At 63.5% G+C, this 21,314-nt stretch carries 24 protein-coding genes and 1 tRNA gene; 10 read left to right on the top strand and 15 right to left on the bottom strand.

Translation table 11 applies throughout. The annotated features are described in order from the left end of the window. Positions 1-318: 318 nt before the first annotated feature. A complete protein-coding gene (locus tag AC1D2L_RS02065) occupies positions 319-1,050 on the top strand; it encodes a nucleoside deaminase (RefSeq protein ID WP_476844142.1) in 732 nt (243 codons plus the stop codon). Positions 1,051-1,193: 143 nt separating this feature from the next. Then, complete coding sequence (locus tag AC1D2L_RS02060) at positions 1,194-1,412, top strand: hypothetical protein (protein ID WP_476844141.1); 219 nt, start codon at positions 1,194-1,196, stop codon at positions 1,410-1,412. 249 nt (positions 1,413-1,661) lie between these two features. Here AC1D2L_RS02060 and AC1D2L_RS02055 read toward each other — a convergent pair whose 3' ends face one another. From AC1D2L_RS02055 to AC1D2L_RS02045, 3 genes are all read right to left on the bottom strand, one after another. Beyond that, entirely contained in the window at positions 1,662-1,994 is a 333-nt protein-coding gene (locus tag AC1D2L_RS02055) for a hypothetical protein (RefSeq protein WP_476844140.1), read from the bottom strand. Positions 1,995-2,315: 321 nt separating this feature from the next. Further along, the gene (locus AC1D2L_RS02050; protein WP_476844139.1) at positions 2,316-2,840 is read right to left on the bottom strand and encodes a hypothetical protein; all 525 of its coding nucleotides are present in this window, start codon (positions 2,838-2,840) and stop codon (positions 2,316-2,318) included. 123 nt (positions 2,841-2,963) lie between these two features. Further along, on the bottom strand, positions 2,964-3,221 hold the full coding sequence (locus AC1D2L_RS02045) for a hypothetical protein (protein ID WP_476844138.1): 258 nt from the start codon (positions 3,219-3,221) through the stop codon (positions 2,964-2,966). A 288-nt stretch (positions 3,222-3,509) separates the two neighbouring features. On the opposite strand from AC1D2L_RS02045, the gene AC1D2L_RS02040 reads away from it, so the two are divergent. From AC1D2L_RS02040 to AC1D2L_RS02030, 3 genes are all read left to right on the top strand, one after another. Further along, positions 3,510-4,469, top strand: coding sequence for a hypothetical protein (locus tag AC1D2L_RS02040; RefSeq protein WP_476844137.1), 960 nt, complete (start codon positions 3,510-3,512; stop codon positions 4,467-4,469). A 119-nt stretch (positions 4,470-4,588) separates the two neighbouring features. Continuing rightward, on the top strand, positions 4,589-4,738 hold the full coding sequence (locus tag AC1D2L_RS02035) for a hypothetical protein (RefSeq protein WP_476844136.1): 150 nt from the start codon (positions 4,589-4,591) through the stop codon (positions 4,736-4,738). Between the two features lie 178 nt (positions 4,739-4,916). Further along, complete coding sequence (locus AC1D2L_RS02030) at positions 4,917-5,234, top strand: con-10 family general stress protein (protein WP_476844135.1); 318 nt, start codon at positions 4,917-4,919, stop codon at positions 5,232-5,234. Positions 5,235-5,419: 185 nt separating this feature from the next. On the opposite strand, the gene AC1D2L_RS02025 is transcribed toward AC1D2L_RS02030, so the two are convergent. The 5 genes from AC1D2L_RS02025 to AC1D2L_RS02005 form a co-directional block, all read right to left on the bottom strand. Next, a complete protein-coding gene (locus AC1D2L_RS02025; RefSeq protein WP_476844134.1) occupies positions 5,420-6,376 on the bottom strand; it encodes a hypothetical protein in 957 nt (318 codons plus the stop codon). Next, positions 6,369-6,710, bottom strand: coding sequence for a hypothetical protein (locus AC1D2L_RS02020; RefSeq protein ID WP_476844133.1), 342 nt, complete (start codon positions 6,708-6,710; stop codon positions 6,369-6,371). The genes AC1D2L_RS02025 and AC1D2L_RS02020 overlap by 8 nt, the downstream gene beginning before the upstream one ends. Positions 6,711-6,869: 159 nt before the next feature. After that, positions 6,870-7,277, bottom strand: coding sequence for a hypothetical protein (locus tag AC1D2L_RS02015; RefSeq protein WP_476844132.1), 408 nt, complete (start codon positions 7,275-7,277; stop codon positions 6,870-6,872). A gap of 214 nt (positions 7,278-7,491) precedes the next feature. Beyond that, entirely contained in the window at positions 7,492-8,430 is a 939-nt protein-coding gene (locus AC1D2L_RS02010) for a phosphoadenosine phosphosulfate reductase domain-containing protein (RefSeq protein WP_476844131.1), read from the bottom strand. Continuing rightward, complete coding sequence (locus tag AC1D2L_RS02005) at positions 8,427-8,753, bottom strand: hypothetical protein (RefSeq protein ID WP_476844130.1); 327 nt, start codon at positions 8,751-8,753, stop codon at positions 8,427-8,429. The genes AC1D2L_RS02010 and AC1D2L_RS02005 overlap by 4 nt, the downstream gene beginning before the upstream one ends. A gap of 335 nt (positions 8,754-9,088) precedes the next feature. Here AC1D2L_RS02005 and AC1D2L_RS02000 point away from each other — a divergent pair, with 335 nt between their 5' ends. Continuing rightward, a complete protein-coding gene (locus AC1D2L_RS02000) occupies positions 9,089-9,256 on the top strand; it encodes a YlcI/YnfO family protein (protein WP_476844129.1) in 168 nt (55 codons plus the stop codon). Positions 9,257-9,402: 146 nt separating this feature from the next. Here AC1D2L_RS02000 and AC1D2L_RS01995 read toward each other — a convergent pair. Further along, positions 9,403-9,480, bottom strand: a tRNA-Pro gene (locus AC1D2L_RS01995). A gap of 240 nt (positions 9,481-9,720) precedes the next feature. On the opposite strand from AC1D2L_RS01995, the gene AC1D2L_RS01990 reads away from it, so the two are divergent. Then, entirely contained in the window at positions 9,721-10,494 is a 774-nt protein-coding gene (locus tag AC1D2L_RS01990) for a class I SAM-dependent methyltransferase (protein WP_476844128.1), read from the top strand. 9 nt (positions 10,495-10,503) lie between these two features. Here the strand turns inward: AC1D2L_RS01990 and AC1D2L_RS01985 are convergent, their stop codons facing one another. Genes AC1D2L_RS01985 through AC1D2L_RS01975 form a run of 3 tightly spaced genes read right to left on the bottom strand, consistent with a single transcriptional unit; the run spans position 10,504 to position 14,401 of the window. Continuing rightward, the gene (locus AC1D2L_RS01985; protein ID WP_476844127.1) at positions 10,504-11,604 is read right to left on the bottom strand and encodes an acyltransferase family protein; all 1,101 of its coding nucleotides are present in this window, start codon (positions 11,602-11,604) and stop codon (positions 10,504-10,506) included. Then, entirely contained in the window at positions 11,604-12,851 is a 1,248-nt protein-coding gene (locus tag AC1D2L_RS01980; RefSeq protein ID WP_476844126.1) for an O-antigen ligase family protein, read from the bottom strand. Before AC1D2L_RS01980 ends, AC1D2L_RS01985 begins: the two co-directional genes overlap by 1 nt. Further along, positions 12,848-14,401: an undecaprenyl-phosphate glucose phosphotransferase gene (locus AC1D2L_RS01975; protein WP_476844125.1), complete on the bottom strand. Its 1,554-nt coding sequence runs from the start codon at positions 14,399-14,401 to the stop codon at positions 12,848-12,850. The genes AC1D2L_RS01980 and AC1D2L_RS01975 overlap by 4 nt, the downstream gene beginning before the upstream one ends. Before the next feature lie 736 nt (positions 14,402-15,137). On the opposite strand from AC1D2L_RS01975, the gene AC1D2L_RS01970 reads away from it, so the two are divergent. Together AC1D2L_RS01970 and mdtI are read left to right on the top strand one after the other, a co-directional pair. Further along, a complete protein-coding gene (locus tag AC1D2L_RS01970) occupies positions 15,138-15,491 on the top strand; it encodes a DMT family transporter (RefSeq protein ID WP_476844124.1) in 354 nt (117 codons plus the stop codon). Continuing rightward, positions 15,491-15,826, top strand: a complete 336-nt coding sequence (mdtI, locus tag AC1D2L_RS01965; protein ID WP_476844123.1) for a multidrug/spermidine efflux SMR transporter subunit MdtI — start codon at positions 15,491-15,493, stop codon at positions 15,824-15,826. Before AC1D2L_RS01970 ends, mdtI begins: the two co-directional genes overlap by 1 nt. Positions 15,827-15,833: 7 nt before the next feature. Here mdtI and AC1D2L_RS01960 read toward each other — a convergent pair whose 3' ends face one another. Beyond that, a complete protein-coding gene (locus AC1D2L_RS01960) occupies positions 15,834-17,000 on the bottom strand; it encodes a glycosyltransferase family 4 protein (RefSeq protein WP_476844122.1) in 1,167 nt (388 codons plus the stop codon). A gap of 19 nt (positions 17,001-17,019) precedes the next feature. Then, entirely contained in the window at positions 17,020-17,580 is a 561-nt protein-coding gene (locus AC1D2L_RS01955; protein WP_476844121.1) for a polysaccharide biosynthesis/export family protein, read from the bottom strand. 213 nt (positions 17,581-17,793) lie between these two features. Here AC1D2L_RS01955 and AC1D2L_RS01950 point away from each other — a divergent pair, with 213 nt between their 5' ends. Continuing rightward, positions 17,794-19,953: a GumC family protein gene (locus AC1D2L_RS01950; RefSeq protein WP_476844120.1), complete on the top strand. Its 2,160-nt coding sequence runs from the start codon at positions 17,794-17,796 to the stop codon at positions 19,951-19,953. 39 nt (positions 19,954-19,992) lie between these two features. Here AC1D2L_RS01950 and AC1D2L_RS01945 read toward each other — a convergent pair whose 3' ends face one another. Beyond that, positions 19,993-21,225: a GNAT family N-acetyltransferase gene (locus tag AC1D2L_RS01945; protein ID WP_476844119.1), complete on the bottom strand. Its 1,233-nt coding sequence runs from the start codon at positions 21,223-21,225 to the stop codon at positions 19,993-19,995. Between the last annotated feature and the right edge of the window lie 89 nt (positions 21,226-21,314).

Here is a 21,314-nt window from a genome sequence, read left to right as displayed (position 1 = left end):
GCCTCACGATGAGTAGGTCGAGATATCCGAATAATTCATGATTGCGAGCGATGTTAGTGACCGGCGTACGGGTGCGTTAAGGTGCCGACTGATGATCGGAGATCTTCCTCCCGCATGTATCTGCATGACGGAGGATGAGATCGTATGACTTGCAATGACCCAAGCCACAATCACAGTATTACTCGCAAAGGCCTTTTTCGCGGGCTCGCCGCTGCAATAGGCGGCTTGTCCGTCGGGCTCGCTGGGGGGCGGCAAGTTCTAGCCGCCACCCCGTCCGAAGCTAATTTTTGCTATCCCTACAATCCCGAGACTACAAAAATGTCCGCGATCCCTTGGGGTAAGGCCTATGAAGGTGAGCCGGCGCTTTTGAAGGATCGCCCGATGTTCGGTTTCGTCCAGGAGTGGAACGGCAACGATCCGAAGTGCACGCTTGAGCCGGAGGCTCTCTGCAAAAGCTTTCCCTCACACGCGCACAACATCAAGGCGGCTGGCGTCTATGACGGCATCGAAGCCGAAGGTAATCAGTGGATGCGCATGGCGTCCGATGAAGCTCGCATCTCGGTCGAGAGTGGCGGCGGGCCCTTTGGGGCGGTCATTCTTCAGATAGACGATGAAACTAACGAGGTCATCCGTTACTGGCGCAACCATAATCACGTGCCAGAGTGGCGCGACCCGACGGCTCATGCCGAAGTGAGCGCAATCCGTGCCGCCTGCCGGGAACTCGGCGTGTTCAGCCTTGACGGCATTAAGAAGAGCGAGTCGAAGCTCCCCCAGACCGGGGCGACATCCCATTGTGTGATCTATTCGTCTGCCGAGCCGTGCCCGATGTGCTATTCAGCGATCTATTGGGCGCGTATCCCGAAGCTCGTCTTTGCGGCAACACGCTACGATGCGGCCGTTCAAGGCGTAAGCTTCTCGGACGAGGCGCTCTATCTCGAGCTGGCTCAGCCCTATCACGAGCGGAAGGGAGTGAAGGCGCTTCAGGCGTCTGTCCCGAATTCGCTTGATGCCTTCAACCTCTGGAAACGTAGCAAAAAGACGCAGTACTGACGCCAAGCTAAGCAAAGGCGCCAGAGGCGGGCCTCGTTCACGAGCCAACAGCGACTGCGAGGCCGGTCATCCTTCGGGGTGGCCGGCCCTTTTTTATTGCGGATAAGGCGCAACGGGCTAGACCAGAGAACAAGAGGTATCCGATGCCGTTCTCAAGTTTGAAAGACCCCGCGGATGTGGCGCGCGCCCATGGCGCTCTTGAAAGGGCGTGGAAGCAGATTGCTGCGCTCTACCCTGAGCCGGTCGATGCGGCCGCGCAACGAGAACGCCTAGCCTACATCGTCGCGAGCTACGCGTTGATCGCAGCCACAGAGCGCGAACTCGTCGATCGCGCTATTGCACGTTTTCGCGACACCGCTTGAACCTACGCGGCCGTTTTTAGGGTGGCCGGCTTTCTGTATTGCGGGCTTCATGGTTAGAAAATTCGAGGATCTGGCCCCGATCATCCGCATCACCACCGCCGAAGGTCTCGCGGAAGCTGTTGCGCGGCGGAAGGTTTTGGAAGGTGCTCGCCGCGGCTCGTCGGATGATCTGATCCGGATAGGCCTCGATAGAGCGATCCGGGCATTTAAGGCTAAACAGCCATCAGCTGATGATCTACCGTGGCCGCGCTAGCAGTCGCTGCAGTGTGTGTCTTTGCCTAGGCCAATAGGGCGGCCACCAGCCGACGCAAGGTACTCTACATAGCGGATGCGGTTCTCGGCGGTATTGGGAAGTTGTTGGTCCGTTAGCCATTTAAGAAAGGGTTCTGGCCGCACGGTGATCACGCTCAGCGCATGACCGCGATTTAGATAAGCCTTGGCGACCTGTGTCGCTTTGCGATGCCACTCATCATAATCGCGCGGGGCGCCCTCTCCATCGACAGCGATCGCGAGCAACTCTTCAAAGTCTTCGCGTTCATACCACGGCATAGCGATCGTGTAGGCGTCGGTTGATGGTATCATGAGGAGCCTATCCTTGACGCGCGACGCAGAGGTGGGAGCTTCGCAACTGCCTCGACTATACCGAACGGTCTATGCTGAGAAAGACGAAAAGCACTGCGTGCCGTGCATGCCGGCGAGGCAGTCGAGCGGCGTTCGGCGACGCGCTGGTGATCGAAGAGCCGGCGATCGCGCTCAAGCGCAAGGGCGTGTGGCGGACCCAGCCGGCGCTGGCGGCCGAGGTCGCCTTCCGCGCCTGCTCCGATGACGGCACGCTCCCCGGCATGCATCGTTCAAGGGGCTGCGTGAAGATGCAGAGCAGGTTGAGGTCTACCGCTTGGATATCTAGTGCGGGGATTCGCCGCCGAATTTCTTGCCGTTCATAGGCTCTGGGTCACCCGCGGCCTCGCCGCCCTGGCTGCGGTCCCACTCCGCGGCTGCGTCTAGCAGGTCGATCAACAGGTTCTCTTCTTTGGAGCCCTCGGGAGCGCCGGATAGCGCCTCGATCTCGTTCATGACCGCTTCGTATTGCTCGGGGGTACTGATCACGATCTTGGCCATGGGGGCTCTCCTGTCGAGCGCAGAACGGTCGCTGATCATTCCGGTTCCAGGGACGCCCAGGCCGTGACCCTTGCCGGTCCGCTCCTTCATCACGCGGTAGTGCTCATGGATGCTCATGCGGGACTGCAGACGTTTGCCGCCGCAGCGCGAGCAGCGGAAGTGCTGCCATATGTCGATAACCCGCCGCTCGGGCGGTAGGGCGTCGATAGGCACGTCGGCGTACCGCTGGCAGTCGAGGCAGTGGAGTTCGGCCAGATGAAGGCCCTGGGCAAGCTCGCTGCCGACAGTGGGGTAGTGGTGATCGTCCATGTGAAGGTTGGTGCTCGGCCGGATGCAGCTTGACTCGTTGGGTCGATTCGTTCTCATTACGTTCCCGTTCTTGAGGGTGCAACATGAATCCTGCAGAGCGGCAGCCAAGCTCTGCCGTGGAGGCTATCGCGCGCAGGCATCGCGGGCTGCTGCGTACTGAGCGTCCAGTTCCAATGCAGCTACGAGTTGGCGATATTCGGAGATCATTGCGTTGTTGGTCGGCCGCTCAGGTCTTGTCCAATACTCAAGTCCCATCCACGCCAGCTCATAAGCCTCGCAAATATCAAGGAAGGCTTCGCTTGATGCGCGTTCAAACCGTGCCCGCCAATGTGGCAGGCGCAATTTCAGGCGAGTCCGTCCGCGCTCCTGGATCCGCGTCATGGTTCGGATCTCGATCAATCAATGCTGCTTGCGATCGGCGTCATCCTCGTGGTCGCCCGCAACTGTGCACKTCGCACAGCCGTCGTACCATTGTCCTTAGAAACAATGAGGGYGCGAAAATCCTSCAGCAGCCCAGATTTGGCTAAATGCAAGTTCGGTCAACAAAGGAGCATTCATCGTAACAGCCCGCCATTTTCAGTCGTCAAAATTGGAGTTGCCTGTTTGCCAGATTGAGGCCCAGTATGCGCAGGCTTGCTAAAATTGAAATGGATGGCCGTCGGGGGCGCCATGGATCAGCCGCGAGAGCTCAATGCGCGACGAGATGCACCGGATATTATTCCGCTTGGCGACGAGCGTATTCGCGCGCAATTGGCTCGAATTTTGTCCAGCCATGATTTCAACGTACCTGAGCGCGTCCGCGCGTTTTTAACATACGTTACTGAAGAGTCGCTGGCAGACCGTGCCGAACGCATCAAAGGTTATACGATTGCGGTCGAAGTGTTTGGCAGGCCCCCCGATTTCGACACGTCAAATGACCCATCAGTACGCATCGAAGCGGGACGCCTTAGGCGCGCACTAGAACGCTACTATCTCCTGGAGGGTGCGGATGATACGGTTCTTATAGACATGCCCAAAGGGGGGTATGTTCCGCGCTTCAGCCTTCGAGCCACTCAGAGTGATAATCCACTTGACCCGCTGAACCTGGCGTTGCCGCAGACAAATTTGTCTTCTCGGCCCTCTTGGGATCTCCATAAGAGGTTTTTTCTGCAGATCTCTGCGGCTGCCATTGCCATAACGTTACTAACTGGCCTCTTCTTGTTCTCCGAGCGGCCACTTCCGGTTTCTGATACTTCGCGGATTGCCATCCTGGTCAAGCCGTTCGAGAATTTGACGCGCAGCGCCGATGTCGCGACCGTAGCTACACAGCTATCTGACGAGGTCATCACAGCTCTCTCAGCAAAGCGCGGGTTGGCAATTTTCCCGAGCGTGAGCTCAGATGGTGCCGTGACACCATCTCAGACAGGCACTCGCCGCGGGGAAAAACGGTACTTGCTGCAAGGGGCGATCCGAGAGGTGAAGGACAAGATCAGGATCTCGATCCGCTTGGTGCAAGCCGACACGGGCCAGATCGTATGGTCCAATATTTACGACTCTGACCTCGCATCTAGCATCAACAACGAGGCCGACATGGCAGCGAAGATTTCCGCAGCCGTCAACCAAGTCGTCCACCCCGCGAAGTTGCAGTAACTGCCGGATTAAGCTGTGCCATCGATGCAGAGATCCGGCGCTTTCACAGCCAAGTCCAGATCAGGGCTCCGAGCACGCCCACAACGGCGCCAACCAGCACGGCGAACAGCAGCGTCCCTGTGAACGGTTTCTCGCTCGGCGCGCTGCGCGCTGTGTTGCAGGACTGGGATACGCTGCTTGCCGACGCCGACCGGTCCGTCTCGCGAGGCTTCCTGCGCGGCTATTTTTCGCAAGGAGCGCGGCCGCTCAAGGTTGATGATGAGCCGTGAGCGACGAGCTTCACCTCGGCACGCCGCTGAGCCGATATCCCTGCAAATTTTTCGCTCAAAACCTTGGAACCAGGTCGTAGAGTATCGGTTGATCAGGCGACCGGGCCATGTGGCCCGGCCTTCACCCAGCATCTGTGAGCCTATCAGAGGATCACTTAAGTTATGTGGAGAGAGTAAGATGGCTAACAACACTGACAACCGTGGTTTTGCCTCCATGGATGACGACAAGCAGCGCGATATTGCGTCTAAGGGTGGGCAGAGCGTGCCCGCAGAGAAGCGGAGCTTCTCTCAGGATCACGAGCTCGCATCCGAAGCCGGCAAGAAGGGCGGCGAAGCCAGCGGTGGTGGACAGCAGCAGGCCGGCAACTCCGACCGTGGCGGCAGCGGCCAGCAGGGTGGCGGTCAACAGGGTGGCGGGGAGCGAGGCGGATCAGGAAACTTCGCAAATGACCGCCAGAAAGCCTCGGAAGCTGGACAGAAGGGCGGTCAGCGCTAATTGAAGGCCGGCCCCGGCTTTGCCGGGCCGGGGCCGGATACTTCCCGCCTCACGATGCTTCGCCTAGTCTGATCTGCCTCTGCATAGAGGTATGCGACAAGCACCTCTGCGGCGTCCTCGATGGCATAGCCTCCCGGCGTCTTCCTGATCGTCAATGGCAAGGGCAATCGCATCCCGCCACGCTATCAAGGGCTGGGAGGAGGTTCAACGCGGCCCTTCCTGATCTCGATCACCTCTACGGTCGGAGTCTGTCCCCGCTCCTCGACCTGACCATCTCGGGCGCGGGCGCGGGCATCGGCCAGATGCCACAGCTCCTTGTCCTTCATGTCGCGATCCCGCTGAAGGGTCTTGAGCGCGCGGCGCTGCTGCCTGATCCGAGCGTTACGGGTCTTGATGGCGTTCAAATAACCCTCCCGCTCTGCCGCTACGGCCTTCACGATCTCAGCGTCTCTGGCGGCGAGGGTGGCCGCATGCCCGTCGCGCTGGACCCGCATCATGTCGGATCGGCGCCGCTCGGCTTCCAACTCCTGCGTCAGCCTCGCGATCTCGGGCGTTACCGCAGGGGCTTCGGTGGTGATCTCCCAGCACTCGGGCGAGCACGTCCAGCGGCCATCGGAAAGCTCACAGCCGAAGTCGTCGCCGCCTTCTGCCTTCTCGCGAGTATCGACGATCCGCCCGCAATGGCAGCAGTTCGCAGTCGTCACCCCCACCTCCCGAGCCGCAGGGGCCGTGGAGAGGGCTTCGCGGGCGGCTTCGATGTGACCGAAGGTGATCGATACCGCGACAGAGCTTTCCCAGATGACATCGGCAGGCTTCACGACGCCGGTGCGGAGATCGTCCGCTACATCACAGTCGCTAGCAGCCTCCGCGAACGGCTTCAACGCATCTGCCATCTTGGCGAGTTGGGCTTCGGAGAGGGCTTCACATTCGAGGTGACGCTTGGTCTCGTCGGCCAGCGCCTGAAGCGCCCAATCCAGTTTCCGCGCAAGGGTGGAGAGGGCCGTGTCTCGGGATTCGAGAGCATCCAGTAGCGCCGCGATTTCGCCTCGCGAGCACATGATGCCCGCCACTTCGGTGATTGACTTGGCGAGGAGCCTACGAAAGCTCGCGACCAGCGCCTCTACGTCCACTGTGTTAGACATGGGTGGGGCTTTCTTTTTGGGGGGCATCCGCGAGGATCGCGCGCCTTTCCGTGGCACCAGCGATGGCCGCGCGAACAGCCGCCATCGCTTCGGCGGAGACAACTTCGTCGGTGCGCCAATGGCCGCCTAGAACAGCACTGGCTTCAACCGCCACCAGAACAGCGAGTAGCTCAGCCGTTTTCGCCCTCTCGGCCTCAAGAAGACCACGCGTATGACGCGCCGCCTTGTTTGCCCTTTCGGCGCTTATGCCTCGGGCAATGCACTCTGCCTGCATTTCGAGGAGCATGATGGTCAGCCCCTCGCGCTCTGCTCCCTCAACGATTGGATCAGCCATTTGCGGTCTCCAATAGCGCTGCTCTCAATCGGGTTCTGGCAGCGGCAACCCGATCCAAGAAGGGGCGCCTAAGCGCGGGCGAAAGTGTTGCCCTGCGCGATTCAACATCAGCGGATATCGCGGCCACCAGTTCGGCCATCGCGGTCTTCTGGCTTTCTGTCACCTCTCGTCTCCCAGCAGTTTACGGGCTTTAGCTTCTGCCGCCGTTGCTGTGGCGAAAGCCGTCATGATCGTGGTTCCCGTGATGCGATCTGGGTTGACCATCATGGCAAGCGCGGACTGGCACTGCCGCAGCGCGTCCCGCTGCTCTGCCATGGCGGCAAGGCGTTCTCTTGCCCCGACATCAAGCCCCTCCCAATCCTCAAAGCCGGTGGCTTCGGAGAACGCGAGCAGAAACTCATCCGGAGGCAGTGCCGGCTCATCGGCTATGGGGCAGATGCCTTCTCCTGCGGCCCAATTGGCGAAGCGCACAGACTGGTAGACCAGCTCCGCCCAAGCCGCCTCTACGTTCGCAGGCTCTGGCCGGACACTCGCGGATGCCAACACAGATTCATCTCGATCAGCCATCATCGTGTCTCCTCTGCAGGGTGTGGGGTGGCCTCTGAGGCTTTGGCGCGGAGGAAGGCTGCGTGCGGGACTGCGTCCAACAGATCTATCCGGCGCTCGATTTCGAGATAGCGCGCTGTCTCGCGGGCACTCAAAGGCGCGGCGGCCTCAAGGCGCTGCAACTCCACTCTCAGAGCTAGAGCCTCCAGCGCAGCAGGGGACGTGGCGCTCGCTGTCATGCTGCCTCTCCCGCGCAGGTCAGGCCGCACTCGGCGTCGTATTCTTCAGGGTCTATCGGCTCGAACAGTTCCGGAGACCTGCGAACCTCGTCGGCTAACCCGGCCACGCTATCGCGCTTGTCGAACCATCCACGTTCCTGCTTGCCCTTGTGTGCGGCCTCATTGGTCGACCACCACATCACGCGGCTTGGATCGTCTCGGATGATGCGCTTCCTGATCCCCCGGCCTTTGAGGAAGCAGAGGTCGCAGTTGCCTTCCCATGGCTCGAGCCCAAGGTCGAAGCCCTGCGGCGTCTCGCCGGCGGCAAGCGTCATGGACTGGCCGAGCCAGAACGTCAGCACATCCGCTTTCGTCACCCGGGCACGCGAGAGCGGGAACGCCATGGTTCGCTTGATCTTGCGCGGAACGTCGACGCCCTTCACCTTCTTGAACTCCGCGTTGTGCATAGCCTTTATGATGCGGTGGCCTTCGTCGTAACGCAGGCCGACGACCTCGGCATATGAGCCGGTCTTTAGCCCCAATACCTTGGCGAGAGCGGTCAGCGGCCGCACCTTCAGGAATTCGGTGCACCAGCGCTCATTCCAGTTCGGCAGGCGCTTCTTCTTGTCGATCAGCGCTTGGAAGGGCTCACCCTCCCGGCTGGCCGAGTTGAAGCCCACGCGCTCGAACTCACCGTCCTTGCGCCATTCGATCCAATGGATCACCACGCCCCATCGCGTTTCGCACTCATGGACGAAGCGCAGGGTCTCGGCCCTTTCCTTCCCCGTGTTGGCGAAGGCAACATGGATGTCAGACGGAAGCGTGCCGCCATGCGCATCTATGATCTGCTTGAGCATGAAGGCGCTCGTGCGCCCGCCGCTGAAGCTGATGAGCGCCGGGCCTGTGATCAGGTACGGGTTTGCTGGCTGCACGCCCCTCGTGGCGCTCGCTGTCATGACGATGCCTCGTCGGGGGAGGCGGCGGTAAGGGCGGGGCCTGCATCAGCGAGAAGCTTGGCGATGTCCTCACGAGCGAGGTCGAGGCCGCCCTTGAAAGCGCGGTCAAGGTCGCGGACGCTGAACCTCACGCGCCCTTGCGGGGCAGGCGTGTACTGAAGGCGCAGACCGCTGATTACCTGGAGAGCTGCTTTGACGCCGCGCTCGTAGCCTTTCTGGTTCGAAGCGACCGCCCCGTCCCATGCCGCTGCCTTGGTCGTCAGGTCAGAACCTACCGCGATCGAGGCCTCTGGAGCCTGTGCCGTCAAATGAGATGAGGTCATGAGCGGGGCTCCGGGGAGGACTGGCGATCCAATACGTCGCGACCAAGCTGCGTGATCACCCAGCGCCTCGGCTTCATTTCAACGGACGCCAGCCCCCAGCGCCGGCACCGCTGCCGAGCCCTGTCCTCATCATAGGTCGCGGGGCTCAGGCGCATCCCAGATCGCACTCGCTGAAGGAAGTCTCGTTCTGTCGGGTCCAGCTTCACAGCCGCTCTCCTTGTCCTGCGTCTTGAATTTATAAGCGCCCTACGTTATTGTCAATAAGCGCCCTACGTTATTATTCGCAAGGAGGCTGGATTTTGACAGGCTATGAGCCACACGATATTGCGGGGCGCATGGGACGCCCTCCGCTCGCTCCGAAGGAAAAGACGATCAAGACGACGCTGCGCGTGACGCAGTCGTGGCTTGATCGGATCGAGGCTGTGGCAGGCGAGGGGAAGACGGCGGCGTTCATCCGCGAGGCAGTCGAGGCCGAACTGAAGCGGCGCGAGAGCCGGAAGTGATTCTGAGAACGGCCCGCGAACATCATGCGGGGGCTTCTGCGGGGACCTTTGCACCGTAAGGCGCGTATCGTCGGTCCTGGGCGCAACATTCTGCGACGCCCGCCCAAAGGGCGAACGTGTTAAGTCCATGACGATATTGGGTAAAATGGTCGGAGCGAGAGGATTCGAACCTCCGACCCCTTGTCCCCCAGACAAGTGCGCTAACCGGGCTGCGCTACGCTCCGACGGATCGGCTTATAGAGTCGGGTTGCGGCGGATGCAACGCTGTTTGCGCACTTCTCACAGTTTCCTTCGAGTGGCCCGAAGCGGTACAAGTCGCGGCCTCCTGCATTAACCTTGGCTTAAGGCTCTTATTGCCGTCCAACCGGGATTTCAGCATCGTGGATCGGGACGGGGAGGGTGTTCAGGCGGAGGCGACCATGTCACTGGCGACGGTAACTGTTGAGCGGGAAAGGCCGATCGTGATGGCTTCTGCCGAGCGCGTCCGCTCGATCGAGACCTTCTTTCGGGGAATCGCGCCCGACTGGCATTCGCAATGGGCCTGGGACCATTACGAGCCTACGATTCTCGGGCTGGCCCACCAATTCGGCCTGCGCCGTGTCTGCGAGATCGGCGGTGGACGCGATCCGCTCTTTTCCGCGCAGCAGGCCGCCAGCAACGGCATCGACCTGATCGTCAACGATATCGACGCAGGCGAACTTGCCCTGACGCCGGCCGGGTTGAAGACCGCGCGATTCGATATCGCAGGCGATCTCTCGGAGCCCGATGTCGCGCGTGGCGGTTACGACCTCATGGTTTCGCGCATGGTCTTCGAGCATGTCCACGACGTCGAGCGTGCGTGGACCAACATCCATGCCCTGCTCGCGCCCGGCGGAGTCGCGCTCGCCTTCTTCCCGACGCTGTGGGCGCCCGTCTTCGCGCTGAACCACATGCTTCCCGAAAAGGCCTCGCGCGCCATCGTGCACGCGCTGTTCCCGGCGCGTCGCGACGATGGCGGTGATCCGAAATTCCCGGCCTTCTACGACTGGTGCCGTGGCAGCCGCCGCCAGCTCACCCCGATGCTGAATCGCGCCGGGTTCGACGACGTCCATATCCAGCGCTTCTGGGGGCACGGTTATTTCGACCGGATGCCGGGGCTGAAGCAGGCTGACCACGCCTTCAATGCCCTGGCGGCGAAGATCGGCTGGGATCTCGTGACCACCTACGCCTATGTCGTGGTGCGCAAGGACAAGCTCTGAGCCTGGCACTCAGGGCAGTGTCGGGGCCGCGTGGGGCGCTCGGCGCGGACAGCTCGCATCGCCCCTGGTGACGCTCTGCGCCCAGCGCAGCAGCGGTCGCTCGAGCCAGCGATAGATCGCGATCGACACGAGCGTCGCCAGCACGGTCACCACCACGACATAGGTGGTGAGGGGCAGGGCGCCGCCGATGGCTTGCGTCCAGATGTTGCGCATCGGGCGCAGCACGAAGGGGTGGATCAGGTAGAGGCTGTAGGAGGCATTGCCGAGCATCGCCAGGCACAGCATGAGACGCGATGTCGAGCTCTCCGCGAGGGCGGCTGCCGCGACGATCAGCAGGGCGGGGATGCCCCAGCGTAGTGCGTCCGGCATGTCGCCTTGCCCATCCACGCCGCCGAACTTGAACATACCGAGGACGCCGAGCCCCGCGACCGCCATGGCGACTGCCGATGTCAACCTTGCGCCCTTGAGATACGCCGCGGCGAGCAGGCATCCCATCAGGAATTCCAGGATGATCGACTGCGTCCAAAAGGCGAGCTGAACCTGCTGCGGCCTGAAGACCATGCCGACCGCCGCGAAGCCGCAGATCACCAGCGCCAACAGCGCCAGTCCCCGGCGGAAGGGGAATGCGAGCGCGCCCGCAAACAGCACGTAGAAGAACATCTCCATGTTCAGCGTCCAGCCGAGCGCCATGACGGGGCGGATTTCGCCGGGCGCCCGCATGCTCGGGATGAAGGCGTAGGAGGCAAGCACATGCTGCCAGTCGCCGATCGGGACATTGAGCAGGCGCGGTGCGATGGCTCCCCCGACGATGAGGACGGTGGTCAGCAGCCAGTAGAGCGGCACGATCCGCGTCACGCGCCGGGTCAGGAATACGCGCCACGCCCCCGGACGGCCGAAGAGATCGGCCGAGGTGTAGACCATGATGAAGCCGGAGATGACGAAGAAGATGTCGACTCCGAATCCCCAGTAGATCAACGACATGTCGGGCGCGGCGCGGCCCACGGCCGCCGAGATCGTCTCGGTCTCGTGGAATGCGTGCCCGACGACGACCAGCACGGCGGCAAGGGCGCGCAGGGCCTGGATATTGGCGTTCTGCTTCGGTGCGCTCATCAGTGCGGCCTCGCCGGGCCTGCGGTGCGCGCCGTCGAGGCTGCCAGCCCCCAGATCAGCCCCAGCATCAGATAGACATGGCGCCAGTGGTCGGTGTCGATCTGGACGCCCTGCAGGATGGTGACGAACAGCACGGACCAGATCGCGATCGCGTGGTTCTGCGTCGGTGCCGGCCTGAAGACGAGGCGCCAGCCGACATAGCAAGTAGCCACCATCAGCGCGAGCCAGGCGCAGCCGCCGAGCCAACCATAGGAGGCGAAGGCGTTGATGTAGACATTGTGGGGGTCCTGCTGGTTGAATATCCAGCGGAAGCGCAACGGGCCGAAACCGTTGGGGTCGTCGAGCAGCAGCGGTATCGAGCGCATCTGGCTGCCGAAGCGGCCGGTGACGCCCTGGTCGTAGCTCTGGTCGAGACTGGCGCGGACCTCGAACACCGCCCTGATGTCCTCGAAAGACAGGGCCACCATCAGCGCCGCCACCGCCAGCAGCAGGCTTGCCAGTGTGAGCATGACGATGCGGGTGCGGCGTGCCGCGCTGGTCGAGGTCAGGAACGTCACAAGGACCATCACCAGCACGGAGGCGGCCAGATTGCCCCAGGCGCCGCGCGAGAAGGTCAGGAACAGGGCCGCCAGCGGTACGCTGATCATCAACATGCCGCGCATGAGGCTGTATCGCCCGATCAGGACGTATTGCAGCGCGAAGACGATCGGCAGGACGAGGTAGGGCCCCAGCACGTTGGGGTCCTTGAATGTGCCCGAGGCGCGCCCGTAGAGCGTGAATTTCTCGCCGAGGCCGGCGATGTCGAAATAGCCCAGGATGCCGGCGATACCGGCGCACCAGACGGCGACGAGATAGCCCTTCCTCAGGGTCTCGAGCCGCCCAAGCGCGTCGTCGGCCATGATCGCGGCCAGGAAGATCGCGGTGATCATCAGGTAGATCGAAACCGCGATGAACCGGACGGAGTCCGGATCATTCATCCAGGGCACCAGAGAGATCGCGCCGCCGATGTTGAAGAGCAGCAGCAGCACCGCCAGCGGCAGCAGCTTCTGCGAGAACCGGATCCCGGTGAGCGCAAACACCAGAAGCACGAGAACGAATGCGATCTCGTATGGCGAGGGCTCGATCAGGGCGATCCAGCTCGATGCCGTCAGCAGCCAGAGCGCGCCACGCTTGAGCGCGGCATAGGAGATCGCGAGGCCGCGTCGGCGGCCCGCGTCATCGCCCGGGCTGTCGGCGAGCGCGCTCAATAGGCGTTCTCGTTCTTCGTCAGCAGTGAGATCGGCGTCTTGATCAGGATGTAGAGGTCGAGCAGCACCGACCAGTTCTCGATGTAATAGAGGTCGTGCTCGACGCGGCGCTGGATCTTGTCCTCGGTGTCGGTCTCGCCGCGCCAGCCGTTTATCTGGGCCCAGCCCGTGATTCCGGGCTTGACCTTGTGGCGGGCGAAATAGCCATCGACGACCTGCTCATAGGCGCGGTTCGAGGCGGTGGCGTGGACGGCATGCGGACGCGGGCCGACCAGCGACAGGTTGCCCTTGAACAGCACGTTGAACAGCTGCGGCAATTCGTCGATCGAGGTCTTGCGGATGAAGCGGCCGACGCGGGTGACGCGTGGATCGTCCTTGGTCACCTGCTTGGCCGCGTGCACGTCGGCCATCTCGTGATAGAGCGAGCGGAACTTGAACACCTCGATCAACTCGTTGTTGAAGCCGTAGCGCTTCTGCCGGAACAGCACCGGTCCCTTGGAATCGAGCTTGATCGCGATGGCCGTCGTCAGCATCAGCGGCGAAAGGGCGATCAGGGCGAGCGTCCCGACGACCTTGTCGAACAGGTATTTGACGACGATGTCCCAGTCGGCGATCGGCCGGTCGAAGACATCGAGCACCGGCACGGCGCCGATATAGGAATAGGAGCGCGGGCGGAACCTCAGCTTCGACATATGCGCCGACAGGCGGATGTCGATGGGCAGTATCCAGAGCTTGCGCAGCATCGTGAGAAGCCGGGTCTCGGCCGAGATCGGCAAGGTGAAGATCACAAGGTCGAGCTTGGTACGCCGGGCAAACTCGACGAGATCGTCGATCGTGCCGAGCTTGGGGTAGCCGGCCACGAGATCGGGCGAGCGGTCGTCATTGCGGTCGTCGAACACGCCGCAGACGCGCAGGCCGGTGTCGCGCTGTGCTTCGAGCGCCTTGATCAGGGCCTCGCCCGCCTCGCCGCCACCGACGATTGCGGTGCGGCGCTCCAGCCGGCCCGAGCGGGTCAGTGCGCGGACGCCCAGCGTGACGCAGAGCCGCTCGGCCAGCAGAACGACCAGGCCTCCGGCATAGAACCCGGCAAACCAGACGCGCGACACCTGCTCGCCCATCTTCAGGAAGAAGAACGCGGCCAGTCCGATAAGGAAAAGGATCGTCCAGCCCAGTGTCAGTCGCACCGCCATGGTCGTGAAATGGCGCAGCGCACCGATATGGTAGAGCTGAAGGGCCTGGAATGTGCCGAGCGCGCCGATTGCCAGCATCGGCACCGTGACCTGATAGGGCAGGACGTTGTCGACCACGCCAGCGACATAGAGCCAATAGACGAGGCCGCCGACGCCGGCGATCGCCAGGACGTCGAACAGTCGTACGAACCCTTCGATCATGACAGGCGAAAGCGTCGGCTTTACGGGCATCGCCGCGATACGCTCGGCCAGGGGATGGAAGGCGCGCGTGGCGCCGCCACTGGCTGGACCCAGCATCCCGGACGTCGCGGCGTTAGCCGCGTCGGCCTTGATCAGATCGCGAACATCGAAAGCGCCCATAATATGCCATCCCTGGTCGGGCCGGGAAGGCCGAGGCCGTCCGGTCTTGTGCGTTCGTCTAATGCAAATTGCTCACGGAAGGCTTAATCCGACCCCTCGCTGTTTCGCGGCATGGCTTAGAAAACCTTGCGAAATACCTTTGGGGCGGCTTCGGCTATTGTCGTCCGTGGCTCCGTGCGCCTCCTCGGCAGGCCACCTCCGCCGCGGCATTGGCGAGCGGTCCCTTAGGCTCCTGCGGCCCGCCTCGGATATCGTCGTGGGCAAGTCGCCGGAGCCGCGATTTCGTTCGATTTTGCGCCCGCGATCGGGGGTAGAAATGCCCTGCGGGAAACGTCTCGCTAAAAAACGAGTTTTCTCCAAGTCCGTCAATGTATTGATCGAAGTTTTTCGGCGCAGGAAAAGGCATCTGTTTTGCTGACTTTTGGGCCGGTAAAGTTGATTCTGGTTGACATAAAGCACTGATTTCGGCATATCCATCCGTGATGAGTGTATGAGAAGCACATTGATGAGCCCAACATTTCGACCGCCTGTCCGGCTGTCACTTGGGTGCTGTGCTGCTTTTGCGGTTCGATCCGCCAGAAGCCTTTTTGATCCGGACACTCGTTTTTAAACCCCAAGATCTTTCGCAAGGCCCCGTGCCCTCTCCTAGGGTTCGGGATTTTACCAGGGATCCAAAGATCGCTGACCTGTCGTCGCCGCACCGGCGACGCCGGCATCGGCTTTCCCCGTGTGCACTATGTCTATCCATTGGTTGGTTCTGCTCGCGGCTATCGCCGTCGAGATCGTGGCGACGGCTGCGCTCAAATCCTTCGTTTCGGCGCCCGTCATCGTCGCCCTTCTGCCTCTCCTGCTGATCGGGCTTTCCTTCGCGTTGCTCAGCGTCGCCCTGCGCGTCATTCCCATGGCGGTCGCCTATGCGGTCTGGGAGGGTCTGGGCATCGTCGGCATCGCAGCCGCCGGTCACCTGCTCTTCGGCGAGCACCTTACGCCCGCGCGCATCGTGGCGCTGGGTGCCATCCTCGTCGGGATCGTCCTGCTCGAGCGCGGCGTCGGCAGTGGGACGGAGGAGCACCAGGGGAGGGTGGCGTGATGACCCCGCACATTCCGCAGGGCTTCGCCCTGGCCTGGCTCGGCCTCGCCGTCATCCTCGAAGTCACCGGCACCTGCCTCCTGAAGCTCTCGGACGGCATGAAGCGCCGCATGTCCGGCGGGTTGGGTATCCTGCTCGTCTGCGGCGCCTTCGCCGCGCTCGCGCAGGCGATCCGCGGCATGGACCTCTCTGTCGCCTACGCGGTCTGGGGTGGCGGGGGGCTGGTGATCACCGCGATCATCGGAGCGCTGGTCTTCGGCCAGCGCATCCGGCCATCGGGCTGGGCCGGCATCGCGCTGGTGCTGGCAGGCGTCGTCGCGCTGAAGATGTTCTGAGCGGCGCTCAGGAGCGACCGCGCGCCGCGAGGGCGGCGCGGTAGGCGTCCACCACGCCGTCGACCATCGCGTCGAGGCAGAAGTTGCGACGCACATGATCGGCGAGGTCGGCCGCTTGCGCGCGCCGGTCGAGGTCCGAGCGGCCCAGCATGTCCTGGATCGCGCCAGCCAGGACGGCGGGGTCGTTGGCCGGGATCAGGCGGTGCCTGTGATCGGGGCCATAGATCTCGTTGATCCCGCCGACATCGGTCGAGATCAGGGGCTGCGCTGCGGCCGCGGCCTCCAGCACGACGTAGGGCAGCGATTCCGCACGCGACGGCACCACCATGACATGGGCTTTCGAGAGCGCTCTCCGGATCGGTCCCGGCGGCTCGAACACGCATTGCTCCGCGATGCCGCAGGACAGCGTCATGGTGCGCAATGCCGCCTCGTCGGGGCCGGACCCGACGATCAGGATGCGCGGCGTTAGCCGCCCGCTCTGCTTGAGTTGGGCGAGCGCCTCGATGAGCGTGTCGATGCCCTTCGCCGAGCGCAGTTCCCCGAGATAGACGAGATCGAACGCAGCCTCGCTGTGGTCGATCGGCTCGAACTCGGCTTTCGAGATGCCATTCAGGACGATGCGGTGGTCGCTGCGCGGGGCATGGCCGACATAGGCCTCGAAGCGCGCCGCGATGAACCGGCTTTCGAACAGGAACATGTCGGTCGCGCGTTCGAGCATCCGCTCGACGGTCATGTAGACCCGATGCTCTGTCGTGCCGGGCTTATAGTTGAAGCTGCCGCCATGGGGCGTATAGGCGGTCGCGTAGTCGCGCCGGCCGGCAAGCAGCGCGGGCACTCTCGCATAGACCCCACCCTTGGAGCCGTGGGCGTGGACAATCTGCGGTTTCAACCGCTTGCGTGTGGCAATCTCGGCCATCTGGGCCTTGACGTCAGTCAGGCTCGGATAGCGCGACATCGGCACGCGCGTGATGCCGAGTGCGAGCGTGCCATCCAGCTCGGCGAAGACCTGGTCGGCGCGCGTGCCACCTGTCGTCGAGTCGCAGAAGATGCCGACATCGTGGCCGCGTGCCGCCTGGCCGCGCGCGAGATCGAGGACATGTCGGAAGAGCCCGCCCAGAGGCGCCCGGAAGACATGCAGAATCCGCAGCTTCTGCGCGGTCGTTCCGGTGTTCATGACGGCGTCTCCGGTGAGATCAGAACCAGCGTTCCTTGATCACAACGGTGTCGCCTGGCTGGACTGGGTAGGTGATCGGCACGGACGCCGTAACGAGCTGCCCGTCGATCATGCGCGTCACTTCCGCGAATGCTCGCTGGCCGCGCGGCGTGAAGCCGCCGGCGATCGCGACCGCCGTCTGCACGGTCATGCCGTTGACGAAGGGGAACTGGCCGGAATTGGTGACTTCGCCGAGCACGAAGAAGGGGCGATAGGTGTCGACCTCGACGGAAACCTTGGGCTCGCGCAGGAAACCGCCGCGAAGCTTGCTCTCGATGGCACGCTCGAGTTCCTGCGTGGTGCGCCCCTGCGCCTCGATCGCGGCGATCAGCGGCATCGAGATGCGCCCGCTACCGTCGACGGAATAGACGTTCGAAAGGTTGTCCTGCCCGAAGACGATGATGCGGAGCTTGTCGCCGCTGGCGAGGCGATAGGGCCCGGTGGGCTGCGAGATGGCGTAGTCGGCCTCGCCATAGCGCGGCGCGCAGGCGCTCGCCGCCAGGGCGATGGCAAGAGCGACGGGGAGAAGGCGGGGACTCATCACTAGCGATACCCATGCAGGAAGCTCGCCCAATGGGTAGGTGGATATGGTTAAAAATCTATGAGCCCCTGTAATCCGGGTGCCCCGAAATCACGTTCCGGGCGCGAAGGGGCCGCGCCCGACCGTACTTAACCCGGTAATAACCTTAATCGGGTTTCCTCTGCGTAGCGCCTCTCTCCGGGCGTCCCAGTTTTGCGTGGATGGATGAAGCTCATGACCGCTCAGGCCGACGATCGGATGCGGGATGGCGGCGATGGCCGCGGCGAGACGCTTGACCTCTCCGCACTCTGGGCTGCCATCAAGCGGCGGAAGTTCTGGATCATCGGGCCCAGCCTTGCAGCGCTTGGCCTCTCTTTCGTCGCGGTCAATGTCATTCCTCCGCGCTATACCGCAGAGGCGCGTATCCTGCTGGAGAACCGCGACAGCTTCTACACGCGTCCCGGCCAGGCGTCCGGCGAAAGCTCGGGCCAGCAATTCGACGCGGAGGCAGTGCAGAGCCAGGTCCAGGTCATCATGTCTCGCGACCTCGCGCGGGAGGCGATCAAGCGCATCGGCCTTGTCGGCAATTCCGAGTTCGACTCCGGCGCGGGCACGCTCAGCGCGCTGAAGAAGATCGGCGTGCTCATCGGCCTTGGCGCCCATCCCGCCGACCGCTCGCCCGAGGAGCGGGTGCTGGAGAAATACTACGACCGCCTGCTGGTCTATCCGGTCGGCCGCTCGCGCATCGTCTCGGTCGAGTTCACCTCGCAGGACCCGGCCCTCGCCGCCAAGGGTGCCAATATCATTGCCAGCACCTATCTGGAGACGCAGGAAGCGGCCAAGCAGGATACCGCCCGCAGCGCCTCGTCCTGGCTTTCGACCACGATCGAGCCGCTGCGCAAGCGCGTCGCCGAAGCCGAAGCCAAGGTCGAGGATTTCCGCTCGCGCAACGGCCTGCTCGTCGGCGCCAACAACACCACCATCACCGCCCAGCAGCTCGGCGATCTCTCGACCCAGCTCTCGGCCGCCCGCAGCCAGCAGGCCGAGGCTCAGGCCAAGGCGGGGCTGATCCGCGATGCGATCAAGCAGGGCCGGACTTTTGAGATTCCCGACGTCGCGAACAACGAGCTGGTGCGCCGGCTGATCGAGCAGCGCGTCAACCTGCGCGCGCAGATCGCGCTGGAATCCCGCAACCTGCTGTCCGAGCATCCCCGGATCAAGGAGCTCAACGCGCAACTGACCGACCTTGAAGGCCAGCTTCGTGCCGCCGCGGAACGCGCCGTGCGGACGCTGGAAAACGAGGCCAAGATTGCCAGCCAGCGCATCGAGAGCTTCACAGCTGCGCTCGACGGCCAGAAGAAGAACGTCTCGACCGCCAATGACAGCGAGGTCCAGCTGCGTGCGCTGGAGCGCGAGGCCAAGACGCTGCGCGACCAGCTCGAGCAGTATATGGGCCGCTATCGCGAGGCTGTGGCCCGCGACACCCTGAACGCCACCCCCGCCGATGCCCGCGTGATTTCGCGCGCCATCGAGCCGACAGATCCATCCTTCCCCAAGAAGGTCTCGACCATGCTGGTCGCGACGCTCGCGACCTTCCTGATCGCGCTGGCGACGGCCGTCTCTCGCGAACTGCTCAACGGCCAGGCCGGCGCGCCGGCACGTGGGCCCAGCCGCACGCCGGGCTTCGTCGGCGTCGGCCCTGATGTCGGCACCCAGGACCGCCGCGACCCCTTGCATTCCCGCGTCGCGGGACTCCTGACCCACACCGGCCGCCTCGGACAGATCACGCTGGATCTCGAGCGGCCCGAGCAGACGCTAGCCGATCTCGGCGCCCGCATAGACCAGCCTCCGCGCGGCATGGCCCCGATGGTCGTGGTTCTCGATGGCGGCGGTGCCGGCGCGACCACGGCGCGGGACCTGGCCGAACTGCTCTCGCAGCGCTGCCGCTGCATCATCATCGACCTCGCCAGCGACGACGACCGCCGCCAGCCGGGCTTCTCTGAACTGCTCGCCGGCGAGGCGCTGTTCTCCGACATCATCATGCGCGCCGAAGGGTCGCGCCTGCATCGCATCGGGCCCGGCCGCGCCGGTCGCGACGCCGTGCTGGCCGCGCCCGACCTCGTCGAGGTTGCCCTCGATGCGCTCTGCGAGACCTATGACTGGGTGCTGGTGGCCGCGGCCTCCAACGACGACAGCGCCGTTCTGGCGCCTATCGCCAGTCGCGCGCAGGGTGGGCTCGTCATGGCGGGCCATGCCAGCAACGGCCATGCCGTCGAGGCCGGCTACAGGCTGTCGGAACTGACCGCGTCGCCGGTGACGCTTGTCATGGACGAAAGCGCGATCATGTCGCGGGGGCTGTCCCAGCCGCGCATGCGCGACGAGCAGCCGGTCTGATACGGCGCGTCTTCGGCGCGCGAACGGGGCGTCCGGCCCCTATTCCTCGCCGGCGCCGCCGCGGTTCCGGTTGAGCCAGCCATAGCCGCGCTGCGCCAGTTTCAGCAGCAGCGGTGAGGCCTTGATCCGGCGCTTGGCCGCGCGCTTGGCCTTCGCGACCGACGCGAAGGCGCGCCCCTTGAGCGTCAGGGGCAGGAAGGTGTCGACGAGATCGTCCTTGTCGTCGCAGATCGTGGTCTTGTAGCGGGCCTCGCCGACGCCGAGATCGAAAACCGTGATGCCGGTGCTGCATTTCAACTTGATCAGGTCGACCAGCAGGATCTCGCCCGGGCTGGTCTTGGCGATATCGCCGTCCATGTCGAAGGATGTCGCCATTCCCGAGAAGCGCGTGCCTTGCAGCGCACCTACATAGGTCGCCACCGAGCTGCCCTCGACATCCAGCGAATAGAGCTCCAGCGCCGGCGGCGCGTTGCCCAATGGCAGCGCGCCTCGCTCCAGGAAGGCGCGCACCGAAGGATCGGCGAAGGGGTCGGGCAGGCCCATCATCTTGAAGCGTGCCGCCTTCTGCAGCAGGAACGCCTCGATGATGCGCGCGATCTCGCGGGCGCTCTCGGCCTTGGCCAGACGCGAGGCACCAAAGCTCGCGAAGCGGTTGCGCTTGTTCTTCAGCTTCTTGTGGGCATGGCTGCTCATCGCGCGGCGCAGCGTGCCGTCGCAATCGCCCCTGTTCAGCGCCAGCTTGTAGGCGCCGCTGGGGCTGGGCCCGGCCGCCAGCGTAGCCAGCGGATTGGCGATGCCCTGCCAGAGCGTGGGCTGGTTTACGAAGACGCAGGCGTCGAGCCCGCCGATCGCAGCCGCGACCTCCGCCAGCATGGCCCGTGCAAGGGAGGCATCGAGCGTGGTGGCAAATTCCGGCGCGAAGACGCCCATGTGATAATTGGCGTGCTTGCCGCCGATGAACTCGGCAAACCGGATGCCGCTGCGGCGCGTGATCACCAGCGGCAGGATCGCGACGGGCCGGTCATGGCTGTCCCGCAGCACCGCGTAGCGCAAATCCATGCGATGTGCGGCGCCGATCGTCTCGGCGAAGCCGCGCACCCAACCATAGGACTGGTACGGCGTCACAAGCGCGCGGGCTTCGAGCGTCAGCCACGCCTGTTCGAGTGAAGCGATGTCCGTCGCGACTTCTATGGCATGCCAACCGCGCAATCCGGCCGCGGTCCGGCTTTCCGCCACGGCCATGGCCTGCGGGCGTTCAGCGAGTGCGGACATGCGAGGGCTATCCCTTCGAAAGGCGTGCCGGATCGCCAGTCCTTAACCCGCCATTGTGAACAGAGCGGTCAAGATCACAGCCGATGGCC

It is taken from the genome of Allobosea sp. P1_B10, assembly GCF_056406735.1.
This window is presented reverse-complemented; position numbering and strand designations above follow the sequence as displayed.

Coding starts and splice junctions, on each gene's coding strand:
- AC1D2L_RS01970 (WP_476844124.1), top strand. CDS start 15,138: ATGTCTATCCATTGGTTGGTTCTGCTCGCGGCTATCGCCGTCGAGATC.
- AC1D2L_RS02055 (WP_476844140.1), bottom strand. CDS start 1,994: ATGATACCATCAACCGACGCCTACACGATCGCTATGCCGTGGTATGAA.
- AC1D2L_RS01985 (WP_476844127.1), bottom strand. CDS start 11,604: ATGAGCGCACCGAAGCAGAACGCCAATATCCAGGCCCTGCGCGCCCTT.
- AC1D2L_RS01955 (WP_476844121.1), bottom strand. CDS start 17,580: ATGAGTCCCCGCCTTCTCCCCGTCGCTCTTGCCATCGCCCTGGCGGCG.
- AC1D2L_RS02000 (WP_476844129.1), top strand. CDS start 9,089: ATGGGACGCCCTCCGCTCGCTCCGAAGGAAAAGACGATCAAGACGACG.
- AC1D2L_RS02040 (WP_476844137.1), top strand. CDS start 3,510: ATGGATCAGCCGCGAGAGCTCAATGCGCGACGAGATGCACCGGATATT.
- AC1D2L_RS02025 (WP_476844134.1), bottom strand. CDS start 6,376: ATGTCTAACACAGTGGACGTAGAGGCGCTGGTCGCGAGCTTTCGTAGG.
- AC1D2L_RS02045 (WP_476844138.1), bottom strand. CDS start 3,221: ATGACGCGGATCCAGGAGCGCGGACGGACTCGCCTGAAATTGCGCCTG.
- AC1D2L_RS02030 (WP_476844135.1), top strand. CDS start 4,917: ATGGCTAACAACACTGACAACCGTGGTTTTGCCTCCATGGATGACGAC.
- AC1D2L_RS02065 (WP_476844142.1), top strand. CDS start 319: ATGTCCGCGATCCCTTGGGGTAAGGCCTATGAAGGTGAGCCGGCGCTT.
- AC1D2L_RS01950 (WP_476844120.1), top strand. CDS start 17,794: ATGACCGCTCAGGCCGACGATCGGATGCGGGATGGCGGCGATGGCCGC.
- AC1D2L_RS02010 (WP_476844131.1), bottom strand. CDS start 8,430: ATGACAGCGAGCGCCACGAGGGGCGTGCAGCCAGCAAACCCGTACCTG.
- mdtI (WP_476844123.1), top strand. CDS start 15,491: ATGACCCCGCACATTCCGCAGGGCTTCGCCCTGGCCTGGCTCGGCCTC.
- AC1D2L_RS01945 (WP_476844119.1), bottom strand. CDS start 21,225: ATGTCCGCACTCGCTGAACGCCCGCAGGCCATGGCCGTGGCGGAAAGC.
- AC1D2L_RS02060 (WP_476844141.1), top strand. CDS start 1,194: ATGCCGTTCTCAAGTTTGAAAGACCCCGCGGATGTGGCGCGCGCCCAT.
- AC1D2L_RS01960 (WP_476844122.1), bottom strand. CDS start 17,000: ATGAACACCGGAACGACCGCGCAGAAGCTGCGGATTCTGCATGTCTTC.
- AC1D2L_RS02015 (WP_476844132.1), bottom strand. CDS start 7,277: ATGGCTGATCGAGATGAATCTGTGTTGGCATCCGCGAGTGTCCGGCCA.
- AC1D2L_RS02020 (WP_476844133.1), bottom strand. CDS start 6,710: ATGGCTGATCCAATCGTTGAGGGAGCAGAGCGCGAGGGGCTGACCATC.
- AC1D2L_RS01990 (WP_476844128.1), top strand. CDS start 9,721: ATGGCTTCTGCCGAGCGCGTCCGCTCGATCGAGACCTTCTTTCGGGGA.
- AC1D2L_RS01975 (WP_476844125.1), bottom strand. CDS start 14,401: ATGGGCGCTTTCGATGTTCGCGATCTGATCAAGGCCGACGCGGCTAAC.
- AC1D2L_RS02005 (WP_476844130.1), bottom strand. CDS start 8,753: ATGACCTCATCTCATTTGACGGCACAGGCTCCAGAGGCCTCGATCGCG.
- AC1D2L_RS02050 (WP_476844139.1), bottom strand. CDS start 2,840: ATGGACGATCACCACTACCCCACTGTCGGCAGCGAGCTTGCCCAGGGC.